The organism is Curtobacterium oceanosedimentum, from assembly GCF_020297365.1.
Classification (GTDB): Bacteria; Actinomycetota; Actinomycetes; order Actinomycetales; family Microbacteriaceae; genus Curtobacterium.
Window position 1 is genome coordinate 107,395 of record NZ_JAIXIG010000001.1, and the last position, 15,710, is coordinate 123,104.

Below are 15,710 nucleotides of genomic sequence, written 5' to 3' on the forward strand. Positions count from 1 at the left end.
CCGGTCAGGGCGGCCCGACCACCAACCGGTAGACGGAACCGTCGGCGGTCCGCTCGAGCACGCCCAGGTCGACGGCGTCCCGGCGCACGACGGAGACATCCGCGGCGAACATCGCGATCGCGGCGTTCAGCACCGGCTCGGACACCGCGCGGCCACCACCGAGCCGCTCGAACACGAGCTGCACGATACGGACCGACAGCCCGTGGCGCTCGGCGTCCTTGGCGGGCATCCGCTCGATCCGGGCGAACTCGAGCAGGCCCGCAGGGGACTGCAACCGCTGGAGGTCCCGAGCGGTCCGGCCGAGCACCTCGGCATCGGGGCCGTCGTCGTCGAGCCAGTCGAAGGACCGGATCGACCTGCGGGTCCGTTCGTCGAGGTGCCCGTCGCTGACGACCGCCGCACGCAGGGTCGGGGACGCCAGGACCGACAGGACCTGGCGTGCCCGACCGAGCGTGTCGGCGACCGTCATCAGAAGTACGTGATGCCGTGCGGCGTCCGCGGCGGCGTCAGCATCGCCCCGAGCCGCTGCACCGACGTCGGGTCCGCGGCACGGACGAGTCCCGCAGCGGCCAGCGTGCCGGGGGAGACCGACCCGATGAGCAGCGCGCCGAGCTCCGCGACATCGAGCTGGATGTCGGACCCGGCCACGTCGACGTCGTCGGCGATCCGCGTGACCGTGCCACGGGCCTCCTGGACGTCGAGCCGGTACGTGCCGGAGGTGAAGCCGAGCGCATCGGTGACCGCGAGGGTCAGCGACCCGTCGACGGCGAACGGGCGCGACTCGAGCACCGCGGCCACGTCGAGGACACGCAGCCAGACGTGGTCCTCCTCGTGGTCGACGTCGTACGCACGGTTGTCGCCGAGCGCCGCGACGATCGGGTCGTCGAGGCGGGAGCGGTTGTACTTCACGACGTCGTTGAGGTCGATCGACAGCAGGAACTCCCACAGCGCGGTGTAGGCGGCGTCGTCGGCGTAGACCAGGTCGACGATCTCGAGCGTGGTGTCGGCGCCGTTCGACTCCTTGATCCGCCACGTGACGTACCCGTCGAGCTCGTCCGAGCCGTCGGGGCGGTGCACGGCGGCACGGACGTCCTTCGCGGGCTTGTCGTCGGGACCGATCAGGCCGAACACGATCGGCCAGGTCCCGGTGTTGCGGACCATGGAGCCCGGCGTGCGGGCGTGGAAGCGCTCGAACAGCGCCTTGCCCGGGCCGTCGGCCAGCCACTGCGGCGTGACGACCGACACCGTACCCGAGGTCGGGGCGAGCAGGGGGAGTGCGCGCTCGCGGCGGACGTGCACCGCGCGCTCACGGATGGCGCAGCCGAAGCCGAAGCGGCGGTAGATGGTGCCCTCGGACGCCGTGAGCGACGCGACGGCATACCCCTCGGCGACACCGCGCTCGAGCGCGTGCGTCATCATCCGGCGCAGGATGCCGCGGCGACGCTCGGTCGGGCGGACGGTCACGGCCGAGATCGCCTGCGTGTCGATCGCGGACCCGTCGCCCCAGCTCAGCGCCTTGCGGAACCAGGTGAAGGTGCCGGCCGGCCACGTCTCGTCCACGGAGCCCGGGAACGGCTGGCGCACGTACACGCCGAGGAACGTCTCGTCGTCGGCGATGAAGTGCGACACCATGCGGGCCGCGCCCTCGGCGTCGGGGTCGGCTTCGTGGAACCCCATCCCCACGGCCTGCATCCACGCTGCCGTCTCGGCGTTCGGTGCCCCCTTGTCGTCCGTCCCGGGCGCGAACTCGCGCAGCTCGTAGCGGTCGTCGAATGCCTCGTTGCTCACGTTCCGACACTACCGGGACGAGGTGCCGTCACGGCGAGCGGCGGGCGGCTTCCTGGGCGACGACCTGGTCGAGGTCCGGCAGCCGCCGCATCTGCTGCAGGGGGCGGACCATCCGGTGGTTGTCGCGGAGTGCCGGTTCGGCGCGGGACAGGAAGGCCCAGTAACCGGCGGTGAACGGGCAGGCGTCGTCCCCGGTGCGCTGGGTCGGGTCGTACCGGCACCCGCCGCAGTGGTCCGACATGCGGTCGATGTACCGACCGCCCGAGGCGTACGGCTTCGTGGCGACCATGCCCCCGTCGGCGTGCTGCGACATGCCGATGATGTTCGCCGGCATCACCCAGTCGGTGCCGTCCACGAACACGTCGGTGAACCACTCCGTGAGCCGGACCGGGTCGTACCCGCGCTGGAGCGCCCAGTTGCCGAGGACCATCAGGCGCTGGATGTGGTGCAGCCACCCGTGGTCGTGCAGGCCCTGGACCGCGGTCCGCAGGCAGACGGCGTCGATCTCGCTGGCGTCCAGCTCCCGCCACCAGTCGGGCAGGAGCTCGTGGGCCCCGAGCGCGTTCTCGGAGGCACCGTAGTCGTCGCCGAACCACCAGTAGAGGTGCCAGACGTAGTCGCGCCACCCGGCGATCTGCCGGACGAAACCCTCGACGCTGGCCAGCGGTGCCGCCTGGGTCCGGTGTGCCTCGAGCGCTGCGTCGATCGCCTCGACGGGGTCGAGCACGCCCAGGTTCATCGGCACGCTCAGCAGCGAGTGCGCCATCGTCCAGTCGTCGGTGAGCGTCGCGTCCTCGAACGGGCCGAAGTCGCCGAGCCGCACCGCGACGAAGTCGTCGAGGGCGCGGCGGGCCTCGTCGGCGGTCACCGCGAAACGGCGCCGGTCGTCACGCCCGACGAACCGGGCGACGCCGTCCCGCTCCCACCGGTCCAGATCGTGTCGGACCTGTTCGTCGATGTCGTCCTCGACCGGCCACCACGGTTCGGGCAGCCCGAGGGTCGTCGCACCCTTCGGCGGGGGCTGGCGGTTCTGGGCGTCGAGGCTGAACGCGCCGCCGAGCGGTGCCCCCTGCTCCATGAGCCAGCCCTCGCGCCGCCGGACCCGCTCGTAGTGCTGCTCCATCCGGAACCGCCCGGTGCCTTGCGCCGCCCACTCGGCGAACTCGGCCTCGTCGGTCACGAAGCCGCGACTCGGCAGGACGAGGACGTCCTGGCCCCAGTGCCGGACCTGTGCCCGCATCGTGCTCGAGGGGGGATCGACCACGTCGAGCCCTGCCCGGCCGGCCAGCGCCTCGCGCAGGGTGTCGACCTGGACGTGCTCGGCCCGGTCGCCGAGTTCGCGGACGCGGTGGCGCAGCGCGCTGAGCCACAGGTGGGCCTTCGCACGGTGCACCGGGCGCGCCGTGAAGAACTCGCGCGCCTCGACCACCAGGGCCGGCCCGCCGTCGTCGAACGCGGGGCCGTACTGCCCGGGCAGGACGATGCGGCGGCGTTCGGCGTGCATGCCGCAGAACCTACCGAGGCGGTGCGGCGACAGCTGGGAGCCCGCGGGCTCAGTCGGTCGCGCCCCGCGGCGGGTCGACGAGGAGCCCGACCCGGTCGGCCAGGTAGTCGGCGAGCGGGACGGCGGTGCCTGCGGCGGGGGACCAGCGGACGGACGGCACGTCGTCGGCGACGAAGAGCACCCCGTCGCCGCCGACCAGGGTGTCGTCGACGGGGATCGGCACGGCACCGTGGTTGACGGTGTCGCCGGCGGCGAAGTGTCCCTTGGCCGCCGCGGCACGGTAGGCGCGGCGCACCTCGGCCGAGACCGACTGGAACTGCGCCCGGCCGGGTTCCGTCACCCAGGTGATCGCTCCCGTGGCCCAGACCCGGCCGGTGGTCTCGGGCGACGACCCGATCAGCAGCGCGCCGACCCGCCAGACCCGGCCGAGCGGTCGCATCGTCGGGTCACGACGGATCCCCAGGACGGCCTTCGGTTGCACGTACTCGCCGAGTGCCTCGTCCGGCACGTCTGCCGCGCGGAGCCGTCGAGTCGCCTCGTCGAGGAGCTCCTGCGCCCGCTGCACGCCGTCCGTCACGTCCACCGAGCCTAGACCGGCTCGTGTCCGTGGTCTCGGTGCTGCTGTGTGCGACCCGGTGCGCCGCGCTCCGGCGTCCGTGGCCGGTCCTGGCCCGTCGGCGTCGAGCGGTGCTGACGACGCCAGCGGTGATCATGACGGCGCCGTACGTCAGCAGCACGCCCGCGACCGCGGGGATGAGCCAGCTGCGCGACCCGTTCACGACCTGGTTGACGATGCCGATCTCCGGCAGGGAGTACCAGACCACACCGCGGATCTGCACCGCGGTGACGGGGGCCGGGTCGGCCTTCGCGTTGGCGTCGCCCTTGAGCACGAAGGTCCGTTCGCCGTCCGACGACGAGGCCACCGACACGACGCGGTGGCTGATCACCGCCGGCTGCCCGGAGACGATCTGGTAGGTCACGACGTCGCCGACGCGGATGTCCTCGACGGGGACCGGCCGGACGACGAGCAGGGTGCCCGGGGGCAAGGTCGGCTCCATCGAGCGCGTCAGGACGGTGAGCGGCATCGAGCCCGTGGCCTTCGGCACGACGATCAGCACGACGGCCAGGCCCGCGACGATGAGCAGCAGTCCGGTGCTGAGTCCGAACGCGACCGCGTGGACGACCGCACGCCAGCCGGTCCTGGGCGTCGTGGGGGTCAGACGCCGCATCGGATCGCCGCCCCGTTGTCCTGGGTGAAGAGCGTCACCTTGCCGGTGCCCGCGACGGTCGTCGTGGGGGTGCCGGTGCTGTCGAGCACCTTGACGGTGACGGTCAGCGTGCCCGAGGTGCCGGCGCTCGCGGGGATGTCCGCGGGCGAGATGGTGATGAACGCGGAGTAGTCCTGCGCCTTCTGCCCGACCGGCGTCGAGCCGACGAAGGCCCCGTACCAGGTGTCCTGCGGACGGTTCGCGGCGTCCCACCGGACGTCGACGTACCAGCCGCCGTGGTCGGTGCAGACCAGTGACGGCGTGTCGGCCACCGCTGCCGGTGTGGTCAGGGTGAACCCGCCCGACACGACGGCGGAGGTCCAGGTCCCGCTCGTGACGGTCAGGGCGACGACCACCTTCGCGGTCGAACCCGCGGGGGCCGACGACTGCAGGGTGCTGCGGGTGCACCAGACGGCGGAGGCGCCGGCGGCGAGCTTCGAGCTCATGCTCGGCAGCGACGCCCAGGACCCGGTGACGGATCCGCCGCCGACGGCCGTGCTCGTGGTGCACGCAGCGGTCGAGGCGACGGGCCAGGCGACGACGGTGACGGCTCGCGCCAGGGCGGTCGAGCTGCCGGACGCGACGGAGACCGTGGTGGTGGTCGTTCCGCCGAGGGTGCCCGAGTCGGTCAGCGTGAGGGGCTTCGTGATCGCCGTGACGCCCGACGAGAACGTCGTGGTGAGGGCGTTGGTGCCGCTGATCGTGCCCGCGACCGTGCCGACCCGGGTGGTCGCGGTGGTCGTGCCGGACGCGCTCCACAGCGCCCACGCGGCGCTCGACCCGCCACCGACGAAGACAGCGGCCAGGAGCACGGCGACGACGAGCCGGAGGCGGCGGTTCATGCGGAGACCTGCGTTCCCGTGACGGTGAGGGAGAAGTCCGTGGTGGCGCCGGCGACGCTCTGCGGGGCGTCGGCGTCGAGGACGACCTCGACGCAGCCGACACCGCTCGCGCCGGCCGGCAGGGTGAACGAGCTGCTGCCCGTGTCGAAGGTCGCGAGACGGCCGCTCGCACCGGCGAGACCGGCGGCGCAGTCCGCGGCCGACGACACGGTCGCCAGTCGGAGGGTCAGCTCACCGAGTGCGGCCGTGGACGACGACGTCGCGGACGTCGTGGCGACGCGCATCGACAGGGGGATCGACCCGGTGTTCCGGACCGTGAAGGTGCCCCTGGTGCTGGTCCCCGGTCCGAGCACGGTGGTGTTCATCGAGGAGAGCGTGCCGACGGTGATCGTCGCGGTCGCGGAGCGCACGCTGGTGGCCGCGGTGCTCGCGGTCCCGTTCCAGAGCGCGTAGGTCCCGCCGGTCCCGAGGAGCGCGGTGCCGACCGCGACGACCAGGCCGAGCGCGACCGGCCACACCCAGCGGTGTCGTCGGGCTGCGCGGTGGCGTCCCGTCGTCCGCGGTGTGGCGGTCATGCGTGTGCTCCTGGTCGTCGTGGTCGGCTCGTGGCGATCGGTGGATCAGGAACCGATCGCGGTCTGGGTCAGCGTGAAGGCGAGCGCGCTGAGGTTGATCGAGCCGCCCTGACCGGTGGTCGCCGACGCGGGCAGCGTCACGGTGAAGACGACCTTGACGGTCGAGGTGGACGACGACGGCGAGACCACGAAGGTGTTCGCGGCGGACGAGGACTGCACGACGGAGGCGCTCGTCGACGTGACGGCCAGCGTCTTCGTCGTGGCGGCGAGCAGGGCGGCGTCGCCGGTGATGCTCTGGTTCGCGTAGGTCAGGTTGGCCTTGAGGTCCTGGCCGGTCGCGCCGATGGTCAGCGTCTGCGTGAACTGGAAGGTGTTGCCCGGGACCATCAGGGCCTTGGTCGGGTCGATCGCGGTGGAACGACCGTTCGTGATGTCCGTCCAGGCGCCGTCGTTGTTGGCGCTCAGCGTCAGGGTGCCCGAGTTGACCGACGACGCGGCGCTCGAGGCGCTCGCGTTCCAGAGGGCGAAGGTGCCCGCACCGCCGAGGAGGAGTGCGACGCCTGCTGCGCCGGCGATGGCGCCGGTGACGATCTTGTGCATGGGGTTGATCCGTTCCTGCGTGCTCGTGGCACGCTGAAGCCCACCGGGGACATTCGGGCGTCGTGTCCGGTGGGGGACTTCGTCATCGACCCAGGGGTTGGAGGGGGTCGCGGCTGACCGGTGCCGAGAACGGTCGCCGGGCCTCGGAGCGCATGTGCTGCTGCTCGGGCGGGCTGGACTCGCTCTGGCTTCGACGTTAGCTGTCCCCCAAAGTGCGGACAAGCGAGAACGAGCGTTCACCACGACCCCAGAACGGGGGTCATTTCAGTCCCCGAGAAGGAGGACACAGTTTGTACCCCGTTTTCACGGTGCCGGCGAGCATGATCGATGGTCGTCCAGCAGGAATGCCGGTCGGTGATGCGTCGTTGCACCGTCCCGGAACGAGGAGGACCCATGGACATCGTGCGCTGGTTGTTCGACGCGCAGATCGTCATCGGCGACCAGACGGTGCTCTGGCGCGAGGTGATCGGCAACGTCTTCGGCCTGCTCAGCGCGCTGGGCGGCATGCGCCGGAAGGTGTGGGCCTGGCCCGTCGGCCTGGTCGGCAACGCCCTGCTCTTCACGGTCTTCATGGGCGCCCTGTTCGACACCCCCAACCCGGTGAACCTGCTCGGGCAGGCCGGGCGTCAGGTCATGTTCATCATCGTGAGCATCTACGGCTGGTACCGCTGGACGCACCGTCCCGACGACGCGACCACCGTGATCGACCCGCACTGGGCCTCCTGGCGGACCCGCGGACTGCTGGTCCTGGGGATGGTGGGCGGCACCGCCGCCCTGACCCCGCTGTTCCGTGCGCTCGGTTCGTACGAGCCGGTGTGGAGCGACGCGTGGATCTTCGTCGGCTCCCTGCTCGCCACCTACGGCATGGCGAAGGGGTGGGTGGAGTTCTGGCTCATCTGGGTCGCGGTCGACCTGGTGGGCGTGCCGCTGCTGTTCTCGGCCGGCTACTACGCGTCCGGCCTGATGTACGTGTTCTACGGCGTCTTCACGCTCGCCGGGTTCTTCGTCTGGATGCGCCAGCGGGTCCGCCCGTCCGCGGCTCCGGTGACCGTCGGCTGACGGTCGCACCCGCCGTCCGGAGGAGCCGCGCAGGACCCGAGGAGGACCCGAGGAGGATCCGAGGATCCCGACGACGCACGGCCCCCGGTCTGGGACGAGACAAACCGGCGCACATGCGGTGTAGTTGGGGGATGGAACCCCTGCAGGGCGAGCGCGTGGCGGACGACGAGTCCCTCGCGGAACGCACCGTGCGCGCGGCGATCCGTGCGTACCGCTTGCACCCGTTCGATGCCGTCGACGCCTCGGTCGTGGCCGAGGTGGCCGGTGTGTCGCTCGAGACCGTCGAACGGCTCTTCCCCACGTGGGACGCCCTGCTCCTGGTCACCTACGACCGGTGGGCGCAGCTGCGGGGGTCGCGGCGCGTGACCGAGCCGTCCTGCACCATCGACCACGTCCGGCTCACCCTGGCCGAGGACGTCGCCGATCCGGGGCTCGTGCGGGTGCTCGCCGGTGTGGTCACGATCGCCAGCTCGGAGTCCCGGTTCTCGGACCTGTTCCGCAAGCGCTTCGAGGAGTACGTCGAGGAGCTGACCGTCGGCCTGCAGCGTGACTTCGACCGCGGCGTCGAGGAGTCGTCCATCCCCGCGTACCAGGCGGCCACGCAGCTGCTGGCCGTGTACGAGGGCATGCAGATCCAGATGCTCGTCCGGCCCTACATCGACGTCTTGGTGGAGTTCGACCGGGCGGTCGGCACGCTGCGGCAGGGGTGGAAGCGGCACGACGTCCCCTCGTGGGACCTCGACGAGGTGCCGGTCCGCGTCTGACGCCGCACGGTGTCCGGCGGTCTCAGCCCCGACGCCCCCGCCGCCACGACAGGACCTGCCGCACGGTGACCTTCGACCCGTACTGCGCGACCGAGTGCCGGAACAGGTACTCGGCGAACCAGAGCAGCAGCCCGGCGACGACGAACACCTCGACGATGCAGATCACCGACTCCGTCACCGTCAGCGCCCCGACCGCGTTCCGGACCATGGCCGACACGGGCGTGAACGTCGGGAAGTACGTGAAGAACTGCGCCACGGGCGACGACGGGCTGGTCGCCACGAAGAACGCCGCGTAGAGCGGGATGATCAGCGCGAAGATCGCCGCGGACTGCAGCGCCGAGGCGTCCTTGATCGACGGTACCGCGGCGCCGACGGTGACGAAGAGTCCCGATGCCAGGAGCACCCCGCCGACGAGCAGCAGGGCGCCGGTGACCATCCGCCACGGATCGACGGTGACGCCACCCAGGCGCGACGCGATGAAGGGCAGCGCGACGAGCAGGCCGACCAGGCCGGGCAGGAGGAAGACCCCGACCTGCACCAGGCCGACCAGCAGCATCGCGACGACCTTGCCGCGGATCAGGTCGCCGGCGGTGACCGCGGTCAGGATCATCTCGGAGATGCGGTTCTCCTTCTCCTCGACCACGACCGTGACCATGCGAGCGGCCAACAGGACCACGAGGCCGAAGAATGCCGCCACGAACAGGAACGGCGGGACGACGGACAGCCAGCCCGGTGCCACCCGGCCGTCGGCGTAGGTCGTGAGGTCGGTGTCCGGGGGAGTGCGGAGCAGCTTCACCGTCTCGGCGTCGTCGACCGACGCCGCGACGCTCTGTTCCAGCACCCGTTCGGCGAGCGACGAGTACACCCCGTTGGCGAACAGGCCGCGGTCGGCGGCGTCGATGCGGATCGCCGTGCTCGACGGCGACGACGGGAACACGATGACGGCGTCGAGCTCGCCGTCGCGCACCGCCGCCCGGTCGGCCGCGACGTCGTCGGACGGTGACCCGCCCCACCGTGCGGCGACCGACTCGGACACGAGCCCGGACTCGTCGACGTAGTGGAACGGGGTCTTCGTCGCCGAGGACCCGGACACCACCGAGTCGGTGCCGGCCGCCTGGCCGATGCCGACGAGCAGCGACACCACGACGATCACGACGGGCAGTGCGAGCGTGCCGATCCAGAAGGCGGGCTTCTTCACGGCGCGGACGAACTCGAAGCGCACCACGGTGCCGAGGGTGCTCACGCGGCGACCCCCTCGGCGGCGGCGAGGGCGTCGTGCCCGTAGACCTGCACGAAGATCTCGTCGAGCGGGATCCGCCGCATCTCGAACGCGGTGACGTGCACACCTGCGGCGACGAGCGACGCCAGGATGTCGGCGCCGTCGGGCGTGGCGGCCGGGGTCGGCACGAGGTGGGCGACGTGCCCCTCGTGCCGGGCGAGCCGGTACAGCGGCGACGGCGGCACGGCGCCGACGAGGCCGACCCGGGCGACGGCGCCGCCGAAGGCGTCCTGCACGTCGGGCACCGTGCCGTACGCGGCGGCGGCGCCGTCCTTGAGGAGCAGGATGCGGTCGCACAGCCGCTCGACCTCGTCCATGTGGTGCGTGACCAGGATCACCGTGGCGCCGTCGGCCTTCCGTTCGTCGACCAGGTCGAGCAGCAGCCGACGGTTCACGGGGTCGAGGCCCTTCGTCGGTTCGTCGAGGATGAGCAGCCGGGGCCGGTCCATGATCGTGATGCCGAGCTGCACCTTCTGCTGCTGCCCGCCGGAGAGCTTGTCGACGCGCAGCTTCGCCCGGTCGGCCAGCCCGACGCGGGCCAGGTAGTCCGTGCTCCACGCGGTCGCCTCGGCTCGGCCGAGACCGCGGAGCCGCCCGAAGTAGGTCATCACGTCGATGACGGACTCCTTGCGGTACAGCCCGCGCTCCTCGGGCAGGTAGCCGATGCCGCCGGTGGCGGGCCGGTACGGTTCACCGTCGATCGTCAGGGTCCCCGCCGTCGGCGTGGTGATGCCGAGCAGGGCGCGGATCGTGGTGGTCTTGCCGGACCCGTTGCTGCCGAGCAGGCCGAAGGTCTCACCGGGGGCGACGTCGAACGACAACCCGTCCACGACGGTGCGGTCCCCGAACCGCATCACGAAGTCCTGCACGTCGATGCTCGCCCCGCTCATGGGGCGACCCTACCGGGACCGGGCGACGTCTCGGGTGTCGGTCGCGGCCCGGGGCGGTACCGCCACGACGGACGGGAGGCGCGGTGCCTGCCCGCACCGCGCCTCCAGTCCGTCACCCGGTTCCGTCAGGACCGCAACCAGGCCGTCCCCACGCCCGACAGGGCGCCGTCGACCACGGGGGCGGAGGCGAGCAGCAGCTCGCCGGCCGGCAGCACGTACGACTCGTCGCCGAACACCGTCACGCTCGTCCAGCCGTTCGGCCGCCGGAACGCGAGCACGTCGCCGCGGCCGGTCTCGAGCCACTCGAGGTGCTCCTCGGACTGCAGCTGGCCGCGCAGGCCGAGCGCCGTGCGGTACAGGTTCAGGGTCGAGTCGGGGTCGGCGTCCTCGGCCTCGACGCTCGAGTCGGCGAACCACGCCGGCTGCGGCAGGTGCGAGCCCGCGGGCCCGAACCCGAACGACGGGCCGGAGCGGGTCCACGGGATGGGCACGCGGCAGCCGTCGCGGCCGACGTTGACGCCCGGGTTGCGGAAGAACGCCGGGTCCTGCCGCTCGGCGTCCGGGACGTCGCCGACCTCGTGCAGACCGAGCTCCTCGCCCTGGTACAGGTACGCCGAGCCGGGCAGGGCGAGCTCGAGCAGCGTGGCGGCCTGCGCGCGACGGAGTCCGAGCGACCGGTCGAGCGCGTCCTGCGAGCCGCCGGCGAGCAGCCACGCGGCGCCCTGCTTCTGCTCGCCGCCGTTCCGGGCGGGGAGCGCGTAGCGGGTGGCGTGCCGGACGACGTCGTGGTTCGAGAACACCCACGTGGTCGACGAGCCGGACTGCTCGGCGAGGCCGAGGTTGAACTCGATGATGGTGCGGAACTGGCCTGCGTCGAAGTCGGCCTCGAGCAGGTCGAAGTTGAACGCCTGTCCGAGCCCCTCGGCGCTGGCGTAGCGGGCGCGTCGGTCGGCGGGGACCCAGGCCTCGGCGACCGCGGTGCGGGCCGGCGTGTACTCGTCGAAGACGGTCCGCCACTCGGCGTAGATCTCGTGCACGTCGTCGCGGTCCCACAGCGGGTGCGTGCCGTCCTTCGGCATCTCGGCGAGCTCGGCCCAGGTCGGCAGCGTCTCGCCCAGGTCCTTCGCCAGACCGTGGGCGACGTCGATGCGGAACCCGTCGACGCCGCGGTCCGACCAGAACCGCAGGGTGTGCAGGAAGTCGTCGCGCACCTGCCGGTTCGCCCAGTTCAGGTCGGGCTGCTCCTTCGCGAAGCTGTGCAGGTACCACTGGCCGTCACCGACCGCGGTCCAGGCCGGGCCGCCGAAGATCGAGACCCAGTCGGCGGGGGCGTCCTCGCCGGACGGACCGCTGCCGTCGCGGAACACGTACCGGTCGCGGGCCGGTGAGCCCTTGGGGGCGGCGAGGGCCTCGCGGAACCACTCGTGCCGGTCGCTCGTGTGGTTCGGGACGACGTCGACGATCACCCGGATGCCGGCGGCGTGCAGCGCCTGGACCATCCGGTCGAAGTCGTCCAGGGTGCCCAGGCGCGGGTCGACGTCGCGGTAGTCGTCGACGTCGTAGCCGCCGTCGGCCAGGGCGGAGGGGTAGAAGGGGCTGAGCCAGACGGCCTCGACGCCGAGCGAGGCCAGGTACGGCACGCGCTCGGTGATGCCGGGCAGGTCGCCGATGCCGTCGCCGTTCGCGTCGGCGAACGAGCGGGGGTAGATCTGGTAGACGCTGGCCTGGCGCCACCAGGTCTCGTCGTTCGTGGTGGTGGCGGTCTGGGCGAGGGTGTCGGTCACGTCGGGCCTTTCGTGGGTCGAGGGGGCGGGGGTAGTGGCGGTGGCGGTGGGGTCGGTGCCGGCGGCGGTCACTTGATGGCGCCCTGCGTCACGCCGGCCATCACCCACCGCTGGGTGACGAGGTAGACGATGATCGCCGGGGCCATCGCCATCAGGTACGAGGCGAACGACACGTTGTAGTTGTTGCTGAACTGGGTCTGGAACATCTGCTGCAGCACCGGCAGGGTCTGCAGTGCCGGGTCCGAGGTGATCAGCGACGGCATCACGAAGTCGTTCCACGACGCCAGGAACGCGAAGATGCCGACGGTGGCGCTCATCGGTGCCAGCAGCGGGAACACGAGTCGCCAGAACACCTGCCCCGTGCTCGCACCGTCGATGCGTGCACTCTCCTCCAGCTCGGCCGGGATCGACCGCAGGAAGGCCGTGAAGAGCAGCACGCTGAAGGACAGCTGGAACATGACGTGCAGGATCGCGACGCCGAGCGGGTTGTCCAGGTGCGCGAGCCCGGTGAGCTTCACCTGCGACAGCGCGAGCACCGGGAACGGCAGGAACATCGCGGCGAGCAGGTAGAAGAACGACCAGCGGAACAGCCGGCGGTCCCAGTTGCGGGCGATGGCGTACGCCGTGAACGAGGCGAGCAGGATCGTGCCGACGACGGTGATCGCCGCGACGAACACCGACACCGCGAACGCCCGCGGGAAGTCCGTCAGCTCCCACGCCTGCACGAAGCCGTCGACGCTGAACGGTGCCGGCAGCGAGAACGCGTTGCCGTCGACGGCCTGCCCGGTGGTCTTGAACGCCATGGTCAGCGTGACGTACAGCGGCACCAGGACGGACAGGGCGCACAGGACGAGGACGACGGTGACGGGCCAGTTGGACCGGCCGCGCCCGGATCCGCCGGACCCGCCGGCGGAGCGGTCGGCGTCGACGGAGCGGATGCTGCCGGTGGCGGTCGTGCCGGGGCGCAGGGGTGCTTGCAGGGACATCAGAGCGCTGCCTTCCCGCGGGTGGCCCGCAGCTGGATCACGGCGATGACGACCGCGATGACGAAGAAGATCGTGGCGTTCGCCATCTGGTAGGCGTAGTCGCCGCCGTTGAAGCCCTTGAAGATGCTCATCGCGACGCTGGTGGTCGAGGTGCCGGGGCCGCCGTCGGTCAGGCCGACGATGATGTCGTACGAGTTCAGGAAGTTCTTGAACCCGATGACCAGGTTGATCAGGATGTAGCCCGCCGTCAGCGGCGCGGTGATCGAGACGAGCTGCCGCCACGCGCTCGCGCCGTCGAGGGCCGCTGCCTCGTACACCTCTCCGGGGATCGAGAGCACCCCGGCGATGTAGATGAGCAGGGTCGACGGGATCGCCTGCCACGCGGTGACGATCACGATCGCGATCCAGGCGAGGTCGGGGTCCGCCAGGATGCTCTGCTCGAGCGGCCCGAACCCGATCGCGGTCGCGAACGCCGGCAGGCTGTTCGCGAACAGGAACGAGAACACGTACGCGATGACGATGCCGGAGATCACCATCGGCAGGACGAACACCGCGCGCAGGGCGATCTTGCCGCGGATCTTCGACGTCAGCGCGATGGCGAGCAGGAACGCGACGGCGTTCACGACGATCACGGTGACGAGCGAGAACCCGAGCGTGAACAGGTAGGCCTGCAGGATCGCGGGGTCGGAGAACACCGCCACGTAGTTCGTCAGGCCGATGAACCGGAACTCGCCGAAGCCGACGGAGTTCGTGAAGCTCAGCACGATGCCCATCACCGCGGGCAGCGTGATCGCGAGGGTGAACAACAGCAGGGTGGGGAGCAGGAAGGCGAGGAAGAGCGGGTCGACGCGGGGCTTGCGGCGTCCGTCCCGCAGTCCGTCCCGTCGTCCGGCCTGGAGGCCCGGCGCGGCTCCGCCCCGTCGGCGTCGGCCCGCCGTCGTGACGGCTTCGGTGGTCGTGGTTGCCATGGGACGTCTCCTTACGCGGCCGTGCGGAGCGCGAGACGCGCCCAGTCGGCGTCGAGGGTGCGGAGCTGGCGCTGCGGATCGCCGCCGAAGGCGATCGACTGCGCGTAGTTCGCGACCGGGATCTCGGCGGGGATGAGCTGCGATGCGCCGAGGTAGAAGGCGGCGTCGTCGTAGTACGACTGCATGCCGCGCAGGGCGGGGTTCGACGCCGGGGGAGCGTCCTTGCGGACCCCGAAGCCGTTGTTGTCGGCGTTGTACCGGTCGTTGACCTTCGTGCTCATCAGGAACGACAGGAACTCGCGGGCGGCCTCCTGCTTGCGCGACGCCTCGGGGATCCAGAGCGCCAGGTCGACGTTCACGCGCACCTTGCGGTCGGCCGGGTCGTCGGTGACGGGCAGCGGGAACGTGCCGAGGTCCATGTCCTTCGTGGTCTTGGCGATCTCGCCGAGGGCCCACGGCCCCTGCAGGTACATCGCGGCCTTGCCCTGCGCGAAGGCGAGGTTGCCGTCGCCGTACCCGCGGCTCGCGGCCCCGTCCTGGTGCCAGGCGCGGAGCTGCACCATGCGCTCCATCGGCTCCCGGAAGTCCCGTGCGAACGACACCGACGAGTCCTTCCCCACGCTCGTGCCCTCGCGCCGCAGCGCTGCGAACACCTGCGGGGTGTCGATCATGCCGCCGATCGAGTAGTCGAACATGCCCTGGGCGATCGTCCAGTTGTCCTTGAACGTGCCGTAGATCGGCGCGATGCCGGCCGTGGTCAGGCGCTCGCACACGTCGGCGAACTCGCTCCACGTCGTCGGGACGTCCAGTCCCTGCTCCGCGAAGAGCGCCTTGTTGTAGATCACCGACGCGGCGGTCACCGAGTACGGCAGCGCGCTCTTCCGGCCGGGGTAGTCGGCGGTCTGCTCCATGAGCGGCCACAGGTCGGGGTTGATGGTGTCGGCCTGGGGCATGTCGGACAGGTCCGACAGTGCGCCGTGCTCCACGAAGGGCACCACCGAGAAGTTGTAGTTCCAGCAGCCGAGGTCCGGCGGACGGTTCCGGACGAAGTTCGCGGACATGCTCGAGGTCGAGTCGCGGACGACACGGACCTTCGACTGGGTCTGGTGGAACCGCGCGATGACGTCGTCGAAGTAGCCGATGACCTCGGGCTTCGACACGTAGAACGTGATGGTCTCCGGCTTGGCGCTCGAGGACCCGATCGGGGCGCACCCGGCGAGCGCGAGGCCCGCCCCGATGCCGCCCGCTCCGAGCAGGAACCCGCGTCGGCTCACCGATGCCGTGCTCCTGGCGGTGGCGTGTGCTTGCACGTCGTCTCCGTCCGTCCGGACCCGGCGTCCCTGCCGTTCCGACCTGCGAACGGCTCCGCTGCCGCTCGCAGGACTAAATGTAGCGAGAAAATC

The 15,710-nt window shown here is 71.3% G+C and carries 16 protein-coding genes; 2 read left to right on the forward strand and 14 right to left on the reverse strand.

All coding sequences use genetic code 11. The features are described from left to right. Positions 1-4: 4 nt before the first annotated feature. Genes LEL83_RS00450 through LEL83_RS00485 form a run of 8 tightly spaced genes read right to left on the reverse strand, consistent with a single transcriptional unit; the run spans position 5 to position 6,577 of the window. Positions 5-469 carry a DUF2087 domain-containing protein gene (locus LEL83_RS00450; RefSeq protein WP_225557302.1) on the reverse strand — a complete coding sequence of 155 codons (465 nt, stop codon included), beginning with the start codon at positions 467-469 and terminating at the stop codon, positions 5-7. Then, a complete protein-coding gene (locus tag LEL83_RS00455; protein ID WP_225557303.1) occupies positions 469-1,788 on the reverse strand; it encodes a GNAT family N-acetyltransferase in 1,320 nt (439 codons plus the stop codon). The genes LEL83_RS00450 and LEL83_RS00455 overlap by 1 nt, the downstream gene beginning before the upstream one ends. Positions 1,789-1,816: 28 nt before the next feature. Further along, positions 1,817-3,292, reverse strand: a complete 1,476-nt coding sequence (locus LEL83_RS00460; protein ID WP_225557304.1) for a cryptochrome/photolyase family protein — start codon at positions 3,290-3,292, stop codon at positions 1,817-1,819. A gap of 49 nt (positions 3,293-3,341) precedes the next feature. After that, on the reverse strand, positions 3,342-3,800 hold the full coding sequence (locus tag LEL83_RS00465; protein ID WP_225557305.1) for a hypothetical protein: 459 nt from the start codon (positions 3,798-3,800) through the stop codon (positions 3,342-3,344). Beyond that, on the reverse strand, positions 3,739-4,521 hold the full coding sequence (locus tag LEL83_RS00470; RefSeq protein ID WP_198656523.1) for a signal peptidase I: 783 nt from the start codon (positions 4,519-4,521) through the stop codon (positions 3,739-3,741). Before LEL83_RS00470 ends, LEL83_RS00465 begins: the two co-directional genes overlap by 62 nt. Continuing rightward, on the reverse strand, positions 4,509-5,402 hold the full coding sequence (locus tag LEL83_RS00475; RefSeq protein WP_225557306.1) for a hypothetical protein: 894 nt from the start codon (positions 5,400-5,402) through the stop codon (positions 4,509-4,511). Before LEL83_RS00475 ends, LEL83_RS00470 begins: the two co-directional genes overlap by 13 nt. Then, positions 5,399-5,977, reverse strand: coding sequence for a hypothetical protein (locus tag LEL83_RS00480; RefSeq protein ID WP_225557307.1), 579 nt, complete (start codon positions 5,975-5,977; stop codon positions 5,399-5,401). The genes LEL83_RS00475 and LEL83_RS00480 overlap by 4 nt, the downstream gene beginning before the upstream one ends. Positions 5,978-6,022: 45 nt before the next feature. Continuing rightward, positions 6,023-6,577: an alternate-type signal peptide domain-containing protein gene (locus tag LEL83_RS00485; protein ID WP_198656520.1), complete on the reverse strand. Its 555-nt coding sequence runs from the start codon at positions 6,575-6,577 to the stop codon at positions 6,023-6,025. Positions 6,578-6,970: 393 nt separating this feature from the next. Here LEL83_RS00485 and pnuC point away from each other — a divergent pair, with 393 nt between their 5' ends. Next, complete coding sequence (pnuC, locus tag LEL83_RS00490; RefSeq protein WP_198656519.1) at positions 6,971-7,636, forward strand: nicotinamide riboside transporter PnuC; 666 nt, start codon at positions 6,971-6,973, stop codon at positions 7,634-7,636. A 131-nt stretch (positions 7,637-7,767) separates the two neighbouring features. Beyond that, entirely contained in the window at positions 7,768-8,400 is a 633-nt protein-coding gene (locus LEL83_RS00495; RefSeq protein WP_225557308.1) for a TetR/AcrR family transcriptional regulator, read from the forward strand. A 22-nt stretch (positions 8,401-8,422) separates the two neighbouring features. Here LEL83_RS00495 and LEL83_RS00500 read toward each other — a convergent pair whose 3' ends face one another. From LEL83_RS00500 to LEL83_RS00525, 6 genes are all read right to left on the reverse strand, one after another. After that, on the reverse strand, positions 8,423-9,643 hold the full coding sequence (locus LEL83_RS00500; protein WP_198656517.1) for an ABC transporter permease: 1,221 nt from the start codon (positions 9,641-9,643) through the stop codon (positions 8,423-8,425). Continuing rightward, positions 9,640-10,569 (reverse strand): ABC transporter ATP-binding protein, encoded by a 930-nt coding sequence (locus tag LEL83_RS00505; RefSeq protein ID WP_198656516.1) that lies wholly within the window; start codon positions 10,567-10,569, stop codon positions 9,640-9,642. Before LEL83_RS00505 ends, LEL83_RS00500 begins: the two co-directional genes overlap by 4 nt. 125 nt (positions 10,570-10,694) lie before the next feature. Beyond that, positions 10,695-12,353 carry a glycoside hydrolase family 13 protein gene (locus LEL83_RS00510; protein WP_225557309.1) on the reverse strand — a complete coding sequence of 553 codons (1,659 nt, stop codon included), beginning with the start codon at positions 12,351-12,353 and terminating at the stop codon, positions 10,695-10,697. A 68-nt stretch (positions 12,354-12,421) separates the two neighbouring features. Further along, positions 12,422-13,339 (reverse strand): carbohydrate ABC transporter permease, encoded by a 918-nt coding sequence (locus LEL83_RS00515; RefSeq protein WP_198656514.1) that lies wholly within the window; start codon positions 13,337-13,339, stop codon positions 12,422-12,424. Beyond that, on the reverse strand, positions 13,339-14,307 hold the full coding sequence (locus tag LEL83_RS00520) for a carbohydrate ABC transporter permease (protein WP_198656513.1): 969 nt from the start codon (positions 14,305-14,307) through the stop codon (positions 13,339-13,341). Before LEL83_RS00520 ends, LEL83_RS00515 begins: the two co-directional genes overlap by 1 nt. 11 nt (positions 14,308-14,318) lie before the next feature. Continuing rightward, on the reverse strand, positions 14,319-15,617 hold the full coding sequence (locus LEL83_RS00525) for an ABC transporter substrate-binding protein (protein WP_225557310.1): 1,299 nt from the start codon (positions 15,615-15,617) through the stop codon (positions 14,319-14,321). Positions 15,618-15,710 lie beyond the last annotated feature (93 nt).

Coding starts and splice junctions, on each gene's coding strand:
- LEL83_RS00460 (WP_225557304.1), bottom strand. CDS start 3,292: ATGCACGCCGAACGCCGCCGCATCGTCCTGCCCGGGCAGTACGGCCCC.
- LEL83_RS00485 (WP_198656520.1), bottom strand. CDS start 6,577: ATGCACAAGATCGTCACCGGCGCCATCGCCGGCGCAGCAGGCGTCGCA.
- LEL83_RS00515 (WP_198656514.1), bottom strand. CDS start 13,339: ATGTCCCTGCAAGCACCCCTGCGCCCCGGCACGACCGCCACCGGCAGC.
- LEL83_RS00450 (WP_225557302.1), bottom strand. CDS start 469: ATGACGGTCGCCGACACGCTCGGTCGGGCACGCCAGGTCCTGTCGGTC.
- LEL83_RS00475 (WP_225557306.1), bottom strand. CDS start 5,402: ATGAACCGCCGCCTCCGGCTCGTCGTCGCCGTGCTCCTGGCCGCTGTC.
- pnuC (WP_198656519.1), top strand. CDS start 6,971: ATGGACATCGTGCGCTGGTTGTTCGACGCGCAGATCGTCATCGGCGAC.
- LEL83_RS00495 (WP_225557308.1), top strand. CDS start 7,768: ATGGAACCCCTGCAGGGCGAGCGCGTGGCGGACGACGAGTCCCTCGCG.
- LEL83_RS00505 (WP_198656516.1), bottom strand. CDS start 10,569: ATGAGCGGGGCGAGCATCGACGTGCAGGACTTCGTGATGCGGTTCGGG.
- LEL83_RS00470 (WP_198656523.1), bottom strand. CDS start 4,521: ATGCGGCGTCTGACCCCCACGACGCCCAGGACCGGCTGGCGTGCGGTC.
- LEL83_RS00480 (WP_225557307.1), bottom strand. CDS start 5,977: ATGACCGCCACACCGCGGACGACGGGACGCCACCGCGCAGCCCGACGA.
- LEL83_RS00520 (WP_198656513.1), bottom strand. CDS start 14,307: ATGGCAACCACGACCACCGAAGCCGTCACGACGGCGGGCCGACGCCGA.